Source organism: Nocardioides sp. GY 10127 (assembly GCF_004919085.1).
GTDB lineage: Bacteria > Actinomycetota > Actinomycetes > Propionibacteriales > Nocardioidaceae > Nocardioides.
On record NZ_STGL01000005.1, the window covers coordinates 389,447 to 406,328 of the forward strand.

Annotated in this window: 15 protein-coding genes; 7 read left to right on the plus strand and 8 right to left on the minus strand. The window is 73.3% G+C overall.

All coding sequences use genetic code 11. From position 1 onward, the window contains the following. Positions 1 to 24 precede the first annotated feature (24 nt). Positions 25 to 1,455 (plus strand): CCA tRNA nucleotidyltransferase, encoded by a 1,431-nt coding sequence (locus E8D37_RS09025; RefSeq protein ID WP_240770328.1) that lies wholly within the window; start codon positions 25 to 27, stop codon positions 1,453 to 1,455. A gap of 9 nt (positions 1,456 to 1,464) precedes the next feature. On the opposite strand, the gene E8D37_RS09030 is transcribed toward E8D37_RS09025, so the two are convergent. The 3 genes from E8D37_RS09030 to E8D37_RS09040 form a co-directional block, all read right to left on the minus strand. Continuing rightward, positions 1,465 to 2,238: an IclR family transcriptional regulator gene (locus E8D37_RS09030; protein WP_136569417.1), complete on the minus strand. Its 774-nt coding sequence runs from the start codon at positions 2,236 to 2,238 to the stop codon at positions 1,465 to 1,467. A 152-nt stretch (positions 2,239 to 2,390) separates the two neighbouring features. Further along, entirely contained in the window at positions 2,391 to 3,476 is a 1,086-nt protein-coding gene (locus E8D37_RS09035) for an inositol-3-phosphate synthase (protein WP_136569418.1), read from the minus strand. Between the two features lie 31 nt (positions 3,477 to 3,507). Then, positions 3,508 to 4,137 (minus strand): PadR family transcriptional regulator, encoded by a 630-nt coding sequence (locus E8D37_RS09040; RefSeq protein WP_136569419.1) that lies wholly within the window; start codon positions 4,135 to 4,137, stop codon positions 3,508 to 3,510. Between the two features lie 324 nt (positions 4,138 to 4,461). Here E8D37_RS09040 and E8D37_RS09045 point away from each other — a divergent pair, with 324 nt between their 5' ends. Continuing rightward, positions 4,462 to 6,816: a transglycosylase domain-containing protein gene (locus E8D37_RS09045; protein WP_240770302.1), complete on the plus strand. Its 2,355-nt coding sequence runs from the start codon at positions 4,462 to 4,464 to the stop codon at positions 6,814 to 6,816. A gap of 27 nt (positions 6,817 to 6,843) precedes the next feature. Next, positions 6,844 to 8,313, plus strand: coding sequence for a glycosyltransferase 87 family protein (locus E8D37_RS09050; protein ID WP_136569421.1), 1,470 nt, complete (start codon positions 6,844 to 6,846; stop codon positions 8,311 to 8,313). Positions 8,314 to 8,340: 27 nt separating this feature from the next. Here E8D37_RS09050 and E8D37_RS09055 read toward each other — a convergent pair whose 3' ends face one another. The 4 genes from E8D37_RS09055 to E8D37_RS09070 form a co-directional block, all read right to left on the minus strand. After that, the gene (locus tag E8D37_RS09055; RefSeq protein WP_136569422.1) at positions 8,341 to 9,486 is read right to left on the minus strand and encodes an alanine racemase; all 1,146 of its coding nucleotides are present in this window, start codon (positions 9,484 to 9,486) and stop codon (positions 8,341 to 8,343) included. Between the two features lie 7 nt (positions 9,487 to 9,493). After that, entirely contained in the window at positions 9,494 to 10,684 is a 1,191-nt protein-coding gene (locus E8D37_RS09060; RefSeq protein WP_276606474.1) for a peptidoglycan bridge formation glycyltransferase FemA/FemB family protein, read from the minus strand. Positions 10,685 to 10,693: 9 nt separating this feature from the next. After that, on the minus strand, positions 10,694 to 11,554 hold the full coding sequence (locus E8D37_RS09065; protein ID WP_136569423.1) for a deoxyribonuclease IV: 861 nt from the start codon (positions 11,552 to 11,554) through the stop codon (positions 10,694 to 10,696). 87 nt (positions 11,555 to 11,641) lie between these two features. After that, complete coding sequence (locus E8D37_RS09070) at positions 11,642 to 12,592, minus strand: serine/threonine-protein kinase (protein WP_136569424.1); 951 nt, start codon at positions 12,590 to 12,592, stop codon at positions 11,642 to 11,644. An 819-nt stretch (positions 12,593 to 13,411) separates the two neighbouring features. Here E8D37_RS09070 and rpsF point away from each other — a divergent pair. The 4 genes from rpsF (at position 13,412) to rplI (ending at position 15,336) form a co-directional block, all read left to right on the plus strand. After that, positions 13,412 to 13,702, plus strand: a complete 291-nt coding sequence (gene rpsF / locus E8D37_RS09075) for a 30S ribosomal protein S6 (RefSeq protein ID WP_136569425.1) — start codon at positions 13,412 to 13,414, stop codon at positions 13,700 to 13,702. Positions 13,703 to 13,897: 195 nt separating this feature from the next. Further along, positions 13,898 to 14,488 (plus strand): single-stranded DNA-binding protein, encoded by a 591-nt coding sequence (locus E8D37_RS09080; RefSeq protein ID WP_136569426.1) that lies wholly within the window; start codon positions 13,898 to 13,900, stop codon positions 14,486 to 14,488. A 149-nt stretch (positions 14,489 to 14,637) separates the two neighbouring features. Then, a complete protein-coding gene (rpsR, locus tag E8D37_RS09085) occupies positions 14,638 to 14,874 on the plus strand; it encodes a 30S ribosomal protein S18 (protein ID WP_136569427.1) in 237 nt (78 codons plus the stop codon). 15 nt (positions 14,875 to 14,889) lie between these two features. Next, positions 14,890 to 15,336 (plus strand): 50S ribosomal protein L9, encoded by a 447-nt coding sequence (rplI, locus tag E8D37_RS09090; protein ID WP_136569428.1) that lies wholly within the window; start codon positions 14,890 to 14,892, stop codon positions 15,334 to 15,336. 133 nt (positions 15,337 to 15,469) lie between these two features. Here the strand turns inward: rplI and E8D37_RS09095 are convergent, their stop codons facing one another. After that, positions 15,470 to 16,801: an MATE family efflux transporter gene (locus tag E8D37_RS09095; RefSeq protein ID WP_136569627.1), complete on the minus strand. Its 1,332-nt coding sequence runs from the start codon at positions 16,799 to 16,801 to the stop codon at positions 15,470 to 15,472. Positions 16,802 to 16,882: the final 81 nt, after the last annotated feature.

Genomic DNA, 16,882 nt, shown 5'->3' on the forward strand with positions numbered 1-16,882 from the left:
GTGCCCGAGACCCAGCCCACCCCCGTGAGCATCGCCGAGGTGCAGCGCGCCGTCACCGACGAGCTGGACCGGCTCGGACCGGTCATCGACGAGCTGGGCGCCCGGTTCACCGGCGCCGGCCACGAGATCGCCCTCGTCGGCGGGCCGGTGCGCGACGCCATGCTCGGCCGCCGGCACAACGACCTCGACCTCACCACCTCCGCGCGCCCCGAGGAGACCGAGCGCCTGCTCAAGGGCTGGGCGGACGCGACCTGGGACATGGGCCGCGAGTTCGGCACCATCGGCTGCCGCAAGGGCGACTTCCAGGTCGAGATCACCACGTACCGCTCGGAGACCTACGACCCGTCCTCCCGCAAGCCCGACGTCGACTTCGGCGACAGCCTCGGCGGTGACCTGGGTCGGCGCGACTTCACGGTCAACGCCATGGCGGTGCGCCTGCCCGACCGGACGGTGGAGGACCCGTTCGGCGGGGTGCTCGACCTGGCCGCGGGCCTGCTGCGCACGCCGGGCCGCCCGGAGGACTCCTTCTCCGACGACCCGCTGCGGATGATGCGGGCCGCCCGCTTCGCCGCGCAGCTGGGCTTCGACGTCCACCCCGACGTGGTGCGGGCGATGACCGGGATGGCCGACCGGATCGAGATCATCTCCGCCGAGCGGGTGCGCGACGAGCTGGTGAAGCTGGTCTGCGCGCGGTGGCCGCGGCGCGGCCTCACGCTGCTGGTGGAGACCGGGCTGGCCGAGCGCGTCCTGCCCGAGCTGCCCGCGCTCGCCCTCGAGCGCGACGAGCACCACCGGCACAAGGACGTCTACGAGCACACCCTCACCGTGCTGGAGCAGGCGATCGACCTCGAGGCCGAGCGGCTCGACGGGCCCGACTTCGTCGCCCGGTTCGCGGCGCTCATGCACGACGTCGGCAAGCCGCGGACCCGCCGGTTCCTCGACGACGGCACGGTGACCTTCCACCATCACGACGTCGTGGGCGCCAAGATCACCCGCAAGCGGATGAAGGCGCTGCGCTTCTCCAACGAGGAGACCGACCAGGTCAGCCAGCTCGTCGAGCAGCACCTGCGCTTCCACGGCTACGGCACGGGCGAGTGGACCGACTCCGCCGTCCGTCGCTACGTGCGGGACGCCGGCGACCAGCTCGAGCGGCTGCACGTGCTGACGCGCGCGGACTCCACCACCCGCAACCGGCGCAAGGCCGAGCGGCTCCAGCGCACCTACGACGACCTGGAGCGGCGGATCGCCGACCTGCGCGAGCGCGAGGAGCTCGACTCCATCCGCCCGGACCTCGACGGCAACCAGATCATGGAGACCCTCGGCCTCGGCCCCGGCCGGGAGGTCGGCGAGGCCTACCGCTGGCTCCTGGAGCTGCGGATGGACGAGGGCCCGCAGGAGCCCGACGTCGCCCGCGAGAAGCTGCTGGCCTGGTGGGCCGAGCGCTCCCAGGCCTGAGGCCGCGGCTCAGCGCCCGCCTGCCCGCTCCCGGCTGACGAGGGCGCGGCCGATGCCCTGCGCGGCCACCTGGAGCGCGGCCACCAGCCGGGGTCGCTGGAGCTGGCGCGGGGGCACCACGAGGCCCAGCGCGGCGACGACGTCCTCGCCGCGGCGCACGGGCACGGCCGCGGAAGCGGTGCCCAGCGACATCTCCTCCGCGGTGACGGCCCACCCCTCGCGGACGACGGCCTCGAGCTGCCGGGCGAGCGTGCCCGGGTCGACCACCGTCCGGGACGTGACGCGGCGCAGCCCCCCGGTGAGCACGGCCTCCCGCACGTCCGCCGGCGCGTGCGCCAGCAGGACCTTGCCCACGCCCGTGGCGTGCAGCGGCAGCCGGGCGCCGACGGTGCTGACGACGGGCACCGAGGCGTGCCCGCGCAGCCTGTCCAGGTAGAGGCACTCCCGCCCGTCGCGCACGGCGAGGTGCACGGTGGCGAAGGTGGCGCCGTAGAGGTCGTGCAGGAACGGGGAGGCCAGCTCCACGAGGTCGAGCTGGACGGGCGCCAGCAGGCCGAGGTCCCACATCCGGCGGCCGACCTCGTAGCGGCCGTCCTCGGCCCGGCTCAGCGCGCCGTGCGCGACCAGCTCCGCCACGAGGCGGTGGGCGGTGGGCACCGGCACCTCGGCGCGCCGCGCGAGCTCGGTGAGGGAGAGTCGACGGTGGGCGTCGTCGAACGCCCCGAGGAGCGCCATCACCCGCGAGGTGACCGTGGCGCCGGGGGTGGAGGTGTTGCCGGCCATCCCCCGAGTCTGGCCCGTGGCTGTCGCTCAGCGGAAGTCCGGGGGCCCGGGGACGGGGAGGCCGGGGGACGTGGAGGGGCCGGGACGGCCGAACGGCCCGCCACCACGAGGGTGACGGGCCGTCCGGGACGAGCAGGGGTGCGAGCCTCAGCTCACTCCTCGCCCTTGATGAACGCCTCGACGCGGGCGCGGCCCTCGTCGTCCGGCAGCTGCACCGGCGGGGACTTCATGAGGTAGGACGACGCGGAGATGATCGGGCCGCCGATGCCGCGGTCCTTGGCGATCTTCGCGGCGCGCACGGCGTCGATGATGATGCCGGCGGAGTTCGGGGAGTCCCAGACCTCGAGCTTGTACTCGAGGTTCAGCGGGACGTCACCGAAGGCGCGGCCCTCGAGGCGGACGTAGGCCCACTTGCGGTCGTCCAGCCACTCGACGTGGTCCGACGGACCGATGTGGACGTTGCGGTCCGAGATCTTGTCGGCCAGCTCGCCCTTGAGGTTCGAGGTGACGGCCTGGGTCTTGGAGACCTTCTTGGACTCCAGGCGCTCGCGCTCGAGCATGTTCTTGAAGTCCATGTTGCCGCCGACGTTGAGCTGGTACGTGCGGTCCAGCGCGACGCCGCGGTCCTCGAACAGCTTCGCCATCACGCGGTGGGTGATGGTGGCGCCGACCTGCGACTTGATGTCGTCGCCGACGATCGGGACGCCGGCGTCCTCGAACTTCTTGGCCCACTCGGGGTCGGAGGCGATGAAGACGGGCAGGGCGTTGACGAACGCGACCTTCGCGTCGATCGCGCACTGGGCGTAGAACTTGTCGGCGTCCTCGGAGCCCACCGGCAGGTAGGAGACGAGGACGTCGGCGCCGGAGTCCTTGAGGACCTGGACGACGTCGACCGGCTCGGCCGGGGACTCGTCGATGGTCTGGCGGTAGTACTTGCCGAGACCGTCGTAGGTGTGGCCGCGCAGGACCTCGACACCCAGGGTCGGCACGTCGGCGATCTTGATCGTGTTGTTCTGCGAGGCGTTGATGGCCTCGGAGAGGTCCTTGCCGACCTTGAGGTCGTCCACGTCGAACGCGGCGACGAACTCGACGTCGTTGACGTGGTACTGACCGAACTCGACGTGCATCAGACCGGGGACGGTGGCCCGGGGGTCGGCGTCCTTGTAGTACTCGACGCCCTGGACGAGGGAGCTGGCACAGTTGCCGACTCCGACGATTGCTACGCGAACCGAACCCATGTGGTGGGTGTCCTTCCTGATCTCTTCTTCCTCAGCGGCCGGGGTCGGTCGCTCGGGGGGTGACGACGTCGCCGGTCGGCGCCGCCGTGGTGTCTGTGGGTGACGTGCCGCCGTCCGGGCTGCTCGCCCGGCGCTCGGCGTCGATGAGCCGGGAGAGCCAGTCGACCTCGCGCTCGACGGACTCGACGCCGTGACGCTGGAGCTCGGCCGCGTAGCGGTCGACCTCCTTCTGCGTCATGGTCAGCTCGGCCTGGATCCGGTGGAGCCGCTCCTGGAGGCGGCTGCGCCGACCCTCCAGGACCCTCAGGCGGCTCTCCATGTCGGTCCGCTCGAAGAAAGCGAACCGGATGCCGAACGTGTCGTCCTCCCAGGCCGTGGGCCCGACCTCGGTCATGAGCCGCTCGAAGGCGGCGTGACCGGACTCGGTGACCTGGTAGGTGATGCGCGGACGGCGCGTGGTCGGGGCTGCGACGTGCGAGACCTCCTCGATGAGGTTCCCGCGCAGCATCTTCTTGAGGGTGGGGTAGAGGGAGCCGTAGGACAGCACCCGACCCCAGCCCAGCATGAGGTTGAGCCGCTTGCGCAGCTCGTAGCCGTGCATGGGTCCCTCGTGCAGCAGCCCGAGGACTGCCAGCTCGATGGTCTCCGCACGTCGTGTCACTCGACGTATCGTAGTGATATATCCGCCTGTGCCTAGTCACCCCTCCTGTGGGGTGGCTCACGGTTCCGCAGAACGTCTGGCGCGTCCTGACCCACGTGGGGTAGAGGACGCCGGCGAGCCGCCGGTCGCGAGCAAGGTCACGCCCGGCCCGGCCTGCGGGGGTGCCACGGAAGGCGGTGGATGGGGGAGCGTTGCGTACCCTGATCGACGGCCCACGCCCCCACCGGGCCTCCGGACGCGCTCCCGGGACCGCGCGTCACGTCCTGTCCCCGAACAACGGAGCACCGACACGTGAGTGGCAAGCGCCGGGCCGAGGGGCCCGCCGTGACGAAGGCATCCCCGGCTCCCAAGCCGAAGCGCTCCTGGAAGCGCCGCCTCCTGAGCGTCGTGAAGTGGGGCGTCGTCGCCGGGCTCGTCCTGTGCCTCGTCGGCGTCGCCGGCCTCGTCTACCTGTACAAGACGACGGACCTGCCCGACCCCAACGCGGACTTCGAGACGCAGACGACCTTCGTCTACTACTCCGACGGGTCCTCCAAGATCGGCCAGTTCGCCACGCAGGACCGCACGTCCATCTCCTACGACGAGATGCCGCAGTCCATCAAGGACGCCGTGGTGGCGGCCGAGAACCAGACGTTCTGGACCGACTCGGGCATCGACGTGAAGGGCATCCTCCGGGCCGTCCTCAACAACGCCACGGGCAACTCCACGCAGGGCGCCTCGACGATCACCCAGCAGTACATCAAGGTCATGTACCTGAACCAGGAGCAGTCCTACAAGCGCAAGCTCAAGGAGGCGCTGCTCGCGCTCAAGCTCCAGCGCGAGGTCAGCAAGGCCGAGCTGCTGAAGAACTACCTCAACACCATCTACTTCGGCCGGGGCGCCTACGGCATCCAGGCCGCGGCCCAGGCGTACTTCGCCGTGGACGCGAAGGACCTGACGCTCAAGCAGTCGGCCGTCCTCGCCGCCGTCCTCAACAACCCCACCAACTTCGACCCGGCCAACGGCAAGGACGCGCGCCAGGCGCTGCTGGGTCGCTACCAGTACGTGCTCGACAACATGGCCAAGCTCGGCTCCATCACCGAGGAGCAGGCGGACAAGGCCAAGAAGCGCCTGCCGGCGTTCCCGGACATCGAGGTGGAGAGCACCTACGGCGGCCAGCGCGGTCACATGCTCACCCTGGTCAAGCAGGAGCTGCTCAAGCTCGGCTACACCGAGGAGCAGATCGAGGGCGGCGGCCTCCAGGTCACCACCACGCTCACCCGCAAGGCCATGCGCGCCGCGGAGCAGGGCGTGAAGGAGGCCAAGCCGGACGGCATGAAGAAGAACAAGAACCTGCACGTCGCGGTGGCGAGCGTCCAGCCGGGCACCGGCGCGCTCCTCGGCTTCTACGGGGGCCAGGACTACCTGGAGTCCCAGATCGACTGGGCGACCGCGGGCGGCATGGTCGGCTCCACGATGAAGCCGATCACCCTGGCGACGGCGCTGTCGAACGGCTTCTCGCTGCAGGACACCTTCTCGGGCAACAGCCCGTACACGTTCCCCGACGGCCTCGAGGTGCGCAACGAGGGCACCGGCTCGGACGGCCTGGGCACGGACTACGGCTCGGCGATCACCGCGCTCTACGGCCTGGAGCAGTCGGTCAACACCGCCTACGTGGACATGTCCGCCCAGATGGACAACGGCCCCGCCAAGATCTACAAGATGGCCGAGAAGATGGGCGTCCCGCCGGAGAAGGCCGACCAGACCTACCCCGGCATCCCGTCGACCAGCCGCGACTTCTCCGCCGACGACACCCTCATCACCCTGGGCAAGGCCCGGATCTCCGCGATCAACATGGCGAACGCCTACGCGACCATCGCCAACGGCGGCGTGCGCGCGAACGTGCACGTCATCAAGGAGGTCAAGCTCGCCGACGGCACCGTGGACTACAAGTACGACGCCGACGACACCACCCGGGCCATGAGCGCGGACGTCGCCGCCGACACCGCCTACGCCCTCCAGCAGGTCGTCGCCAACGGCACCGGCACCGCGGCCCAGGCCCTGGGCCGCCCGGTCGGCGGCAAGACCGGCACGGCGACCAACGGCGACGGAGACGTCTCCTCGGCGTGGTTCGTCGGCATCACGCCGAACATGGCCACGGCCGTCATGTACGTCCGCGGTGACGGCGACGACGCGCTCAACGGCTTCCTGCCCTCCTACTTCGGTGCCGACTACCCGGCCCGCACGTGGGAGGCCGTGATGGAGAAGCTGATGGACGGCGTCAAGGTCGAGGACTTCCCGGACCCGGCCAACGTCGACGGCGACGCCACGAGCACGGTGAGCCCCACGGCCACGGCCACCGAGGAGCCGACCGAGACGGCCAGCGCGACCCCGACCGAGACGGCCAGCGCGACCCCGACGAAGACGGCCAGCGCCACGCCGACCGAGACGGCCAGCGCGACCCCGACGGAGACGGCCAGCGCCACGCCGAGCGCCACGGCGACCGAGACCTGCGTCGCGGGCGCCTGCGTGGGCTCCTCGAGCAGCCCCTCGGCGTCCTCGAGCGCCTCCTCGACCGCGACCACCCAGCCGAGCAACGGCGCCAGCCGGACGGCCTCGGCCGGTCGGCTCGCGTCCGAGACCCGGCGGCGTCGCCGTCGCCGGCGCGCGGGCTGCGGCCCGGCGCGTCGCGCGGCGTGAGCCCGGCCGGGCTGGTGAGGTGACCCGGTGAGCCACGTCCACCCCACCCAGGACGACCCGGTCGCCGGGCCGCTGAGCGAGGCGATCGGCGGCCCGGTCGGCTCGCGGGCGGGGCGGCACCGCTGGTGGACGCCCGTGCGCGTGCTGCTGGCGATCACCGCGATCACCTTCGCGCTCGGCATGGTGCAGAAGACCAACTGCTACGACGACACCTGGACCGACGGCACGTCGCGCTACACGCACATGTGCTACTCGGACCTGCCCTACCTCTACACCGGGCGGGGCTTCGCCGAGCTCGCGTGGCCCTACTCCACCGACGCCGACGTGCGCGAGCGCTACCCGGACGTCATGGAGTACCCCGTCGTCATCTCCTACTGGGCCTTCGGCACGGCCGTGGTGACGCACTGGGTCGCCGGCAGCCCGGACCTGGCGGAGCGGGCGACGCAGACCACCGACGCCCTGTTCGGCGACCTCGACGTGCAGCGGGAGATCCGTGGCTACGTCATCGTCAACGCCGTCGGCTTCGCGGTGCTGACGCTGCTGGCCGTGTGGCTGCTGGCGGGGGTGAACCCCCGCCGCCCGTGGGACGCGGTGTTCATGGCCGCCAGCCCCGCGCTGCTGCTCTCCGGCCTGGTGAACTGGGACCTGCTCGCGGTGACCTGCGTGGCCGGGGCCCTGTGGGCCCACGCGCGGGGCCGGCCGGTGCTGACGGGTGCCCTCATCGGGCTGGGGACGGCGACCAAGCTGTACCCGCTGTTCCTCCTGGGCGCGGTCGCCGTCCTGGCGCTGCGCCGCGACCGCCGGCCGTCCGCGGGCGACCCGTCCGTGGCGGGGCCGCCGCGCCGCGACCTCGGGGGCCTGGCCCGCACCGTGCTCGCCGGGCTCGTCACCTGGGCCGTCGTCCAGCTGCCGGCGCTGGCCGAGGGCGTGGGCCCCTGGAAGGTCTTCTGGACCTTCAACGACGAGCGCGGTGCCGACCTCGGCTCGCTGTGGCTCGTGGTGCAGCAGGCCGCGGCCACGACCATCCCGGTCTCCCTCATCAACGACGTCTCGCTCGGCTTCTTCGCCGTGTGGTGCGTCGGCGTGCTGGCCCTCGGCCTGCTGGCCAAGGAGCCGCCGCGGCTGGCCCAGCTCGGCTTCCTGCTGGTGGCCGGGTTCCTGCTGGTCAACAAGGTGTACTCGCCGCAGTACGTGCTGTGGCTGCTGCCGCTGGCGGCGCTCGCCCGGCCGCGCTGGCGCGACCACGTCGTGTGGCAGAGCACCGAGGTGCTCTACTTCGCGATGGTCTGGTGGTACCTCGGCGGGTTCCTCACCCCCGGGGGCGGCGGGGACGCCGGCTTCTACTGGCTCGCGATCGTCCTGCGAGTGCTCGGCGAGCTCTACCTCGTGGCCGTCGTCGTCCGCGACGTCCTGCTGCCCTCGCACGACCCCGTGGCGCGCGGCCCCCTGCTGCGGCGGCGGGTGCCGCGCCGGCAGGCGTCCGCGGTGGCGGGCTGACCCTCCGGTCGGCCCGCCGGGGCGGGTTCAGCCCTCGACGGTGACGTCGTCGAAGGACGTGGTGGTGAACCGCACCCGGACGTCGACGGTGTCGCCGACGCGCGGGACCCGCGAGCCGGAGGGCAGGAACAGCATCGAGGCCTGCATGTGCGGCGGCTCCGCGAAGAGCCGCTGGGTGCCGTCGATGCTGAAGGGGCTGCGCACCAGGCCGAGCGCGTCGAGGCCGCCGCGGGCGAGCGTGCCGGCGCGGCCGCGCAGGTCGAGCGACCCGGTCGGTGCCTCCAGGCCGATCCCGTGCGCCGTGCCGCCGGAGACCACCAGCAGGTGGCCCGAGCGCGGCGCCGTCCGGCCGCGGTAGCCGTAGACGTCCCCCCGCTCGAGGGGGTGGACGTCGAGCACGTGGGCGCGCACCCGCAGCGCACCGCGCTCGCCCAGCCACAGGCGGGTGCCGGTGCGGGGGCGGAAGACGAGGTCGGGCCAGTCGTGGCGCAGGCGGCCGAGCTCGGAATCGGTGAGGTGGCTGACCCAGACCCGGTGGGCGCCCGCGGCACCCTCGCCGGCCCCGGGCAGGTCCGCGCCCACGACGTCCGTGAGCAGGCGGCTGACCTGGGAGTAGTGGTCACCCTGCGCGAGCGGCAGGTGGAGCGCGACGCCCTCGAGCCGGGCGCGGGGGTGGTCGCGGAGCGCGGCCGAGGCCTCCCAGAGCCCGCGGGCCGAGAAGCCGTGGCGCAGCATCGTCGTGCTGCGCTCCAGCACCAGGCGGGCGTCGGGCCGCCGGGCGAGCAGGTCCGCCACGTCCTCCGGGCGCCCGAGGGTGTGCACGAGGCGGCGGCTGAGGGCGTCGTCCGCGAGGACGTCGAGCGCCGCCCCGAACGGGCGCCAGGGGGTGAGGACGAGCAGGTCCCCGTCGAAGCGGGACGAGACCTCGCCCAGCTCCTCGTAGGTGCCGACCGCGAGCGTGTCGCCGATCGTCGGGTCGAGCGGGGTGCCGTCGCGACCGGTGTCGCCCGCCAGGGCGCGCTCGTGCAGCCACTGCGCCCGGCGGGCCAGGCGGCCCAGGCCGAAGCCGTAGCCGTTGCCCTTGGCCACGGGGACCAGCCCGGGCAGGGCGGCCGCGGTGTCGAGGAGGTGGGCCCGCCAGCGGGGGCCGTCGACGGAGAGGACGAGGCTCATGCCGCGCTCACCGCCGACCCATGTAGAGGTCGAACGCCTTGTAGAGCAGCGGGTTGAGCGGGAGGTCCCACTCCCCGGCGAGCTCGACGGCCTCGCCGCCGGTGCCCACCTTGAACTGGATGAGCCCGACGTGGCTGTCGTCGGCGTCGAGGGTGTCGGTGATCCCCCGCAGGTCGTAGACGTGCGCGCCGTGGGCGAGCGCGTCGCGCATCATCGCCCACTGGATCGCGTTCGAGCCGCGGACGTCCCGCTTCTCGGTGGACGACGCTCCGTAGCTGTACCAGGCGTGCGTGCCCACGCGGATCGAGATGGTCGAGGCGACCAGGTCGCCCTCGTGCCGGGCGGTCCAGATGCGGAGCCGGTCGTCCTGGCCGACCCGCTCGCCCTCGCCGGCCAGCGCGGTCACCATCGTGCGGAAGTACGAGGCCGGACGCGGGGTGAAGTGGTCGCGCTCGGCGGTGTGCACGTACAGCGGGTGGAAGTCGTCGAGGGCCGCGAGGGTCTCCTCGACGCCCGAGGTGCAGGCGACCTCGACGCCGAGCTTCGCCGCCTTCTTGATGTTGCGGCGCCAGAGCTGGTTCATCCCGGCGAGGACCTCGTCCTCGGTGCGGGGGGTGCCGTCGGCGTGCACGAGCGGCACCTGGAAGACGTACTGGGGCTGGCCCGCGGCGAAGCCGCCCTCGGCCACCTGCTGGCGCCAGCCGAGCTCGGTGAGCTGGGAGACGACGCGGGCGCCCTCCGCGCAGCGGGTGCCCGGGGCCATGTCGTGCAGGCGGCGCACCGCCTCGTCCGCGACGCCCTCCTTCACCTGGCGCGCGTCCCAGCGGGAGAGCACCACCGGCGGGCCGATCCGCACCGCGAAGGCGCCGCGGGACTTCAGGTGGGCGGCCAGCGGCGGGAGGACGGCGCGCAGGTCGGCGTCCCAGGCGGCCAGGACGGGCCCCTCGGGCACGTAGGCGAGGTAGCGCTTGACCTTCGGCAGCTGCCGGTAGAGCACCAGCGCCACGCCGGCCAGCCGCTCGCCGGCGTCCGTGGCCTCGAAGAACCCGACGGACTCGCGGCGCCACTCGGCCTTCACCTCGCCCCAGGCGGGGGTCTGGAGGAAGCTGGCGGAGCCGCGGGACTCCAGGAAGTCCAGGTGCGCGGCCGGGTCGATCTCGGCGACGCGCAGCGGGCGCGGGGTCGTCTCGGCGGTCACGCGGCGACGTTACAGCCGGGCGCGCAGCCGCTCGAAGTCCGCCACGTGCTCGGCGGCGCCGCCGGGCGTCTCCAGGACCGCCGGGGCGCCCGCCGCGCGCAGCACGTCGGCGAGGACGTCCGCCCCGATCGTGCCCTCGCCCACGGAGGCGTGCCGGTCGGCGCCGGAGTCGAAGGCGTCGCGGGAGTCGTTGCAGTGGACGAGGTCGATCCGACCCGTGATCGCCCTGATCCGCTCCGCGGCGTCCCCGAGCTCGATGCCGCCCGCGAACGCGTGGCAGGTGTCGAGGCAGAACCCGACGTCCTCGAAGCCCTCGGCGGCGCTGATCGCCTCCCACAGCCCGCCGATGCGGTCGAGCCGGCGGGCCATGGCCGCGTCGCCGCCAGCGGTGTTCTCGATCAGCAGCGGGACCTTGACGTCCGTCGCCTCGACCGCCTTGCGCCAGTTGTCGAAGCCCGTGGCCGGGTCGTCGCTCTTGTTGACGTGGCCGCCGTGGACGACGAGCCCCACCGCGCCGACCTGGGCCGCCACGTCCATGTGCTGCTGCAGCAGCTTGCGGCTGGGGATGCGGATCCGGTTGTTCGTGGTCGCCACGTTGATGACGTAGGGCGCGTGCACGACGAGCCGGACGTCCGCGGCGGCGGCGGCCTCGCGCAGCGCGTCGGCGCCGCCCTCGTAGGCGACCACGGGTCCCTTGTAGCTCTGCGGGTCGCCGAGGAACAGCTGGACCAGCCGGGCGCCCCGCGCCTGCGCCTCGGCGATCGGGTCCGCCTGGTCGACGTGGGCGCCGAGGACGAGCCCCGCGCTGCTGGCGGTGTCTGCGCCTCCCGTGCCGTCGGTGGCTTGCGTCTGCGTCTCCGAGCCGGTCATGGCGCCAGGGTAGGCGGTGCCTCCGACAGCGTCGGGCGTGTCCTCGGGGCGGTCCTCGGGCCGGCGTGGGCGGGCGTGGGCCGCGGGTCAGGCCGGCTTCGTGTCGTCGGTGTCGTCGGTGTCGCTGCCCGAGCCCGGCAGCCAGCGCAGCCACCAGCGGGTGGGCTGGGTGCGGGAGAGCGAGTCGCGCCCGGGGCGGTGCTCGGGGTCGGGGCCGAGGCGGTCCGGGACGAACGGAGGGCGGCGGTCCAGCTCCCACGGTGCACCCGCGGGGACGCCCGCAGAGCGCAGCATGGCGCGTGCCTCGCGGGCGCTGAGCGGCCGGTCGGCGGGGTCCTGCGCGGTGAGCTCCCCGACGACGCCGGCGAGGAGGCCTTGGACCTCCGGCTGGGGCGGCTCGTCCCCGGTGGGCGGCGGGGCCCCGGTGAGCAGCTCGCGGGCCAGCACCCCGAGGGCGAACAGGTCGGCGCGGGGGTCCGGTCGGGCGCCGGCGTCCTGCTCGGGGCTGGCGTAGCCGGGCGTCCCCACCCGCGGGCGCCCGTGCGTGCGCTCGCCGGCGGCGAGGCCGAAGTCGGCGAGCCAGGCGTGCGGGCGCCTCGAGCCGGTGGGCTCGAGCAGGACGTTGGCGGCGGTCACGTCGCGGTGGACGAGACCCGAGCCATGGACGGCGACGAGCGCGTCGAGGAGCTGGTCGAGGACGACCGCGACGAACATGCTCGGCAGCGGGCCGTGGTCGACGAGGAGCTGGCCCAGCGTGCCGCCGCGCACGAGGGGCGCCAGGGCCCAGGCGAGCCCGTCGCCGCCGTGCACGGTGTCGTAGGGGGCCAGGACGTGGGGGTGCGCCGCGTGCGCGCCCTCGCCGCGGTCGAGGGGCACCTCGGCGCCGAGCGGGAAGGCGGCGGCCGCCACCCACCGGTCGTCGCGGCGGTCCAGCGCGCGCCAGACGACGCCCTGGGCGCCGTGCCCGATCTCGTCGTGGAGGACGAGCCGGTCGGCGACGACGTCGCCGGGCTCCGGAGGGGAGAGGTCGTCGGTCACGTCCGCCCTCTACCCCGTCCCGCCCGTCTCACCCGTCCCACGAGGCATTCTTTGCCGGGCAGACCCCGGCCGTCCTCGCGCCCGGGCGCCCCGACAATCCGCGACCCGGGGCCCATCGCGCGGCGTCCTGCTGCTTCGGGTGGCTGCTGCTTCGGGTGGTTGGGTTTCGGGCGCTTGTGCTTCGGGTGGTTGGGTTTCGGGCGTTTGTGCTTCGGGTGGTTGTGCTTCGCCGGGCCGGTGGGTGGCGTTCGGTCCTCGTGTCCACGAGGACCGAACGCAGCACGCGGCCGGCGGCTGCTGCGTCGGTGCAGGTCAGCGGGGTGCTGCGGGGTGCTGGGGGGTTGGTGAGCGCGTTCGGTCCTGGTGAGCACGAGGACCAAAGCCAGCACCGGGCCCGGTGGCGGCCGCGCCGGTCGGTGGCGTTCAGTCCTCGTGGCCGCGAGGACCGAACGCAGCACGCGGCCGGGTGTCAGATGCATTGCTGCAGGTCAGCGGGGTGCTGCAGGGTTGGTGGGGGCGTTGGGTCCTCGTGTCCACGAGGACCGAAGCCGAGCAGGGGGCCGGGGACGGGGCCGGGCGCGGTGAGGGGCTCAGCGAGGGGCCCAGTCGACGGGGCAAGCTGGCACCTGACGAGTGCCCGGCGCGAATGGCTCCTGCGGGGCGTCCGCTGCTAGCCTGCACTGTCCTCCCGCGAGCCTCCACCGACGGAGCGCGGACGGTGGGGCCCCCGCTGTCGGCCGTGCGGCCGCCGTCGGGGAACGCAAGCCCTCCTGCCACGGAAGCGCCGTGGCCGCTGAGTCCAGAGGAGGTGGAGACGCTTTGCGTGCCTACGAAATGATGGTCATCCTCGACCCGAGCCTCGACGAGCGCACCATCCAGCCGTCGCTGGAGAAGTACCTCACCGTCGTCACGAACGACGGTGGTTCCGTCGAGTCCGTCGACGTGTGGGGCCGCCGTCGCCTGTCGTACGAGATCAAGAAGAACGCCGAGGCGATCTACGCGGTCATCCAGCTCAAGGCCGAGCCCGCGACCGTCAAGGAGCTCGACCGTCAGTTCACGCTGAACGAGAGCATCCTGCGCACCAAGGTCATCCGCCCCGACGCTCGCTGAGCGCGGCCGTCCGCACGGCGTCGCTGACGCCACGTGGACGGATGTGGATGACTCCCGCCGACTGTCGGCGGAGTGGGGCAGGATCGTCCCGACCCCTTCCTCGTGGAGGGGACGGGGGCCCGCCCCCGCACCACTGACACCGGCACACCACCGACCAGACGCCGGCGCTCGCGCGCCGGCTCGATGGGAGAACCCATGGCAGGCGAGACCGTCATCACCGTGATCGGGAACCTCGTCGACGACCCGGAGCTGCGCTTCACCCCGTCGGGGGCGGCCGTGGCGAACTTCCGGATCGCCTCGACCCCGCGCACCTTCAACCGCCAGACCAACGAGTGGGAGGACGGCGAGAGCCTGTTCCTCTCCTGCGCGATCTGGCGCCAGGCCGCCGAGAACGTCGCCGAGTCCCTGCAGAAGGGGATGCGCGTGATCGTGAACGGTCGGCTGAAGCAGCGGTCGTACGAGACCCGCGAGGGTGAGAAGCGCACGGTCTTCGAGCTGGACGTCGAGGAGGTCGGCCCGTCGCTGCGCAACGCGACGGCGAAGGTCGCCCGCACCTCGCGCCAGGGCGGCGGCGGTGGCGGCTACTCCGGTGGCGGCCAGCAGTCGTCGGCTCCCAGCCAGTCCAACGACCCCTGGGCCACCCCGGCGCCGCAGCGCGGCGGCGGCGGTGACTCGTGGGGCGGCGGGAACGACCGTGGCGGCAACGACCGCGGCGGCTCGTCCCGCTCCGGCGGGGGCGACCCCTGGGGCGCCCCGGGCGTGTCCTCGGAGGAGCCCCCGTTCTGACGGGTGCCCCACGAGGCGCCACCGGCGCTCCGCCCACCGGTCGGTGGGCACCACCCCGGACCGCACCGCGGCCCGGACCAGCACATCAACCTCAACCATTCCGACCCGGTAGCCACTCCGGGACGGGCTTCTAGAAAGGAAGCACCACAATGGCCAAGGCAGTGATGCGCAAGCCCAAGAAGAAGGTTTGCCAGTTCTGCAAGGAGAAGGCGGACGGTGTCGACTACAAGGACACCACGCTGCTCCGCAAGTTCATCTCCGACCGCGGCAAGATCCGCGCGCGTCGGGTGACCGGCAACTGCGTCCAGCACCAGCGCGACGTGGCCATCGCCGTCAAGAACGCCCGTGAGGTGGCCCTGCTGCCCTACACCTCGACCGGTCGCTGAGAAGGAGCCTGAATCATGAAGCTCATCCTCACCCAGGAGGTCACCGGCCTCGGTGGCCCCGGCGACGTCGTCGAGGTCAAGGACGGCTACGGCCGTAACTACCTCGTCCCCCGTGGCGTCGCGATCCGTTGGACCCGCGGTGCCGAGAAGACCGTCGAGTCGATCAAGGCCGCCCGCGGCGCCCGCGCCGTCCGCGACCTCGACCACGCGGTCGAGGTCAAGGGCAAGCTCGAGGCCGCCCAGGCCAAGGTCGCCGTCAAGGCCGGCGCGGAGGGTCGTCTCTTCGGCTCCGTGACGCCCGCCGAGGTCGCCGACGCCCTCTCCGCCGCCAGCGGCGAGTCGGTCGACAAGCGGACCATCGCGATCAAGAACCCGATCAAGTCGCTCGGTGCCCACACCGTCACCGTGCGCCTCCACGACGAGGTCTCCGCGACCGTCACCGTCGAGGTCGTCAAGGCCTGATCAGGCTCCGGCCCGCCCCGCCTCACGGCGGGGTGCGCCACCGACGAGGGTCGGACCCACCAGGGTCCGGCCCTCGTTCGCTTTTCTGCGGGGTCGGCAGCGCGAGCCGTTCGTCGGCCCGGCACGCGCGGGGTCAGGCGCCGGTGACCATCCAGGCGCCGGAGCGGTCGCGGGCGAGGAGCACCGCGGCGCGGGCGCCCATGAAGACGACGCTGAACACGGTCCACACGGCGAGCAGGCCGGACCACCAGCCCGCGAGCAGGACCAGCGGGAGGTAGACGGCGAGGACGACCAGCCCGCCCCAGGCGAGGTAACGCCCGTCGCCGGCGCCGATCAGGACGCCGTCGAGCACGAAGGCGACGCCCGCCAGGGGCTGGAGCAGCGCCGCGACCAGCAGGACGGGGACGAGTCGCTCGGCCACCGCCGGGTCCGGCGTGAACAGGGCCCCGACCCAGGGGCTGACCGCCGCGAGGGTGAGGCCGGTCGCGGCGCCGCCCAGGACGCCCCAGCCGATCATCCGGCGGGTGAGCGCGCGGGTGCCCGCGACGTCCCCCGCCCCCAGGCTCCTGCCGGTGAGCGCCTGGGCGGCGATCGCGACGGAGTCCAGCACGAACGCGAGGAAGGACCAGAGGGTCCAGGCGAGCTGGTGGGCGGCGAGGTCGACGTCGAGGCTCGCCCCGCTCGCGCCGAGCGTGACGGCGGCGGTGGTGGCGAGGAGCGCCGCTCGCAGGGTCAGGGTCCGGACGACGAGGGGCACCCCGGCTCGCGCGGAGGCCAGGACGCCCCCGAGGTCGGGCCGCAGGGAAGCGCCCTCGCGGCGGGCGCCGCGGACCACCACGAGCACGAGCGCGGCCGCCGCCCCCGTCTGGGCCGTCACGGACCCCCAGGCGGAGCCGGCGATCCCGAGGCCGACACCGTGCACGAGCAGGACGTTGAGGGCGAGGTTCGCGACGTTGGCGACGACCGCCACGGCCAGCGGGGTCCGGGTGTCCTGGAGCCCGCGCAGCACCCCGGTGGCCGCCAGCATGAGCAGCAGCGGGGTGGTGCCCAGGAGCGCGGGGCGCAGGTATGCGACCGCCTGGGCGGCCGTGGCCTCGCTGGGGTGGAACAGCCCCACCAGCCACGGTGAGAGGGGGAGCGCGACGAGGGTGGCGAGGACGCCGATCGCGCAGGCGAGCCAGAGGCCGTCGACGCCCTGGACGAGGGCGCCGCGTCGGTCGCCGGCCCCGAGTCGGCGGGAGACCGAGGCGGTGGTGCCGTAGGCCAGGAAGACGCACAGCCCCACGAGGCTCTGCAGCAGGCCCGAGGCGATCCCGAGCCCGGCGAGGGGGGTGGTGCCCAGCCGGCCGACGACCGCGGCGTCGCCGAGGAGGAACAGCGGCTCGGCGACGAGCGCGAGGAACGCCGGCCACGCCAGTCGGAGGATCTCCGCGTCGACAGCGGTGGGTCGCAGCCGGGCGAGCAGGGAGTCGCGCGACGTGACCGGGCCCTGGGCGGGGCGGCGGTGGTCGTCGTCCCGGGTCACCCAGCCAGCCTAGGAGGGGGA

What these genes read in the sequence shown, in the direction of transcription:
- E8D37_RS09030 (WP_136569417.1), bottom strand. Translation starts at nt 2,238, where the DNA reads ATGGCCGGCAACACCTCCACCCCCGGCGCCACGGTCACCTCGCGGGTG.
- E8D37_RS09035 (WP_136569418.1), bottom strand. Translation starts at nt 3,476, where the DNA reads ATGGGTTCGGTTCGCGTAGCAATCGTCGGAGTCGGCAACTGTGCCAGC.
- E8D37_RS09055 (WP_136569422.1), bottom strand. Translation starts at nt 9,486, where the DNA reads ATGAGCCTCGTCCTCTCCGTCGACGGCCCCCGCTGGCGGGCCCACCTC.
- E8D37_RS09065 (WP_136569423.1), bottom strand. Translation starts at nt 11,554, where the DNA reads ATGACCGGCTCGGAGACGCAGACGCAAGCCACCGACGGCACGGGAGGC.
- E8D37_RS09080 (WP_136569426.1), top strand. Translation starts at nt 13,898, where the DNA reads ATGGCAGGCGAGACCGTCATCACCGTGATCGGGAACCTCGTCGACGAC.
- rpsR (WP_136569427.1), top strand. Translation starts at nt 14,638, where the DNA reads ATGGCCAAGGCAGTGATGCGCAAGCCCAAGAAGAAGGTTTGCCAGTTC.
- rplI (WP_136569428.1), top strand. Translation starts at nt 14,890, where the DNA reads ATGAAGCTCATCCTCACCCAGGAGGTCACCGGCCTCGGTGGCCCCGGC.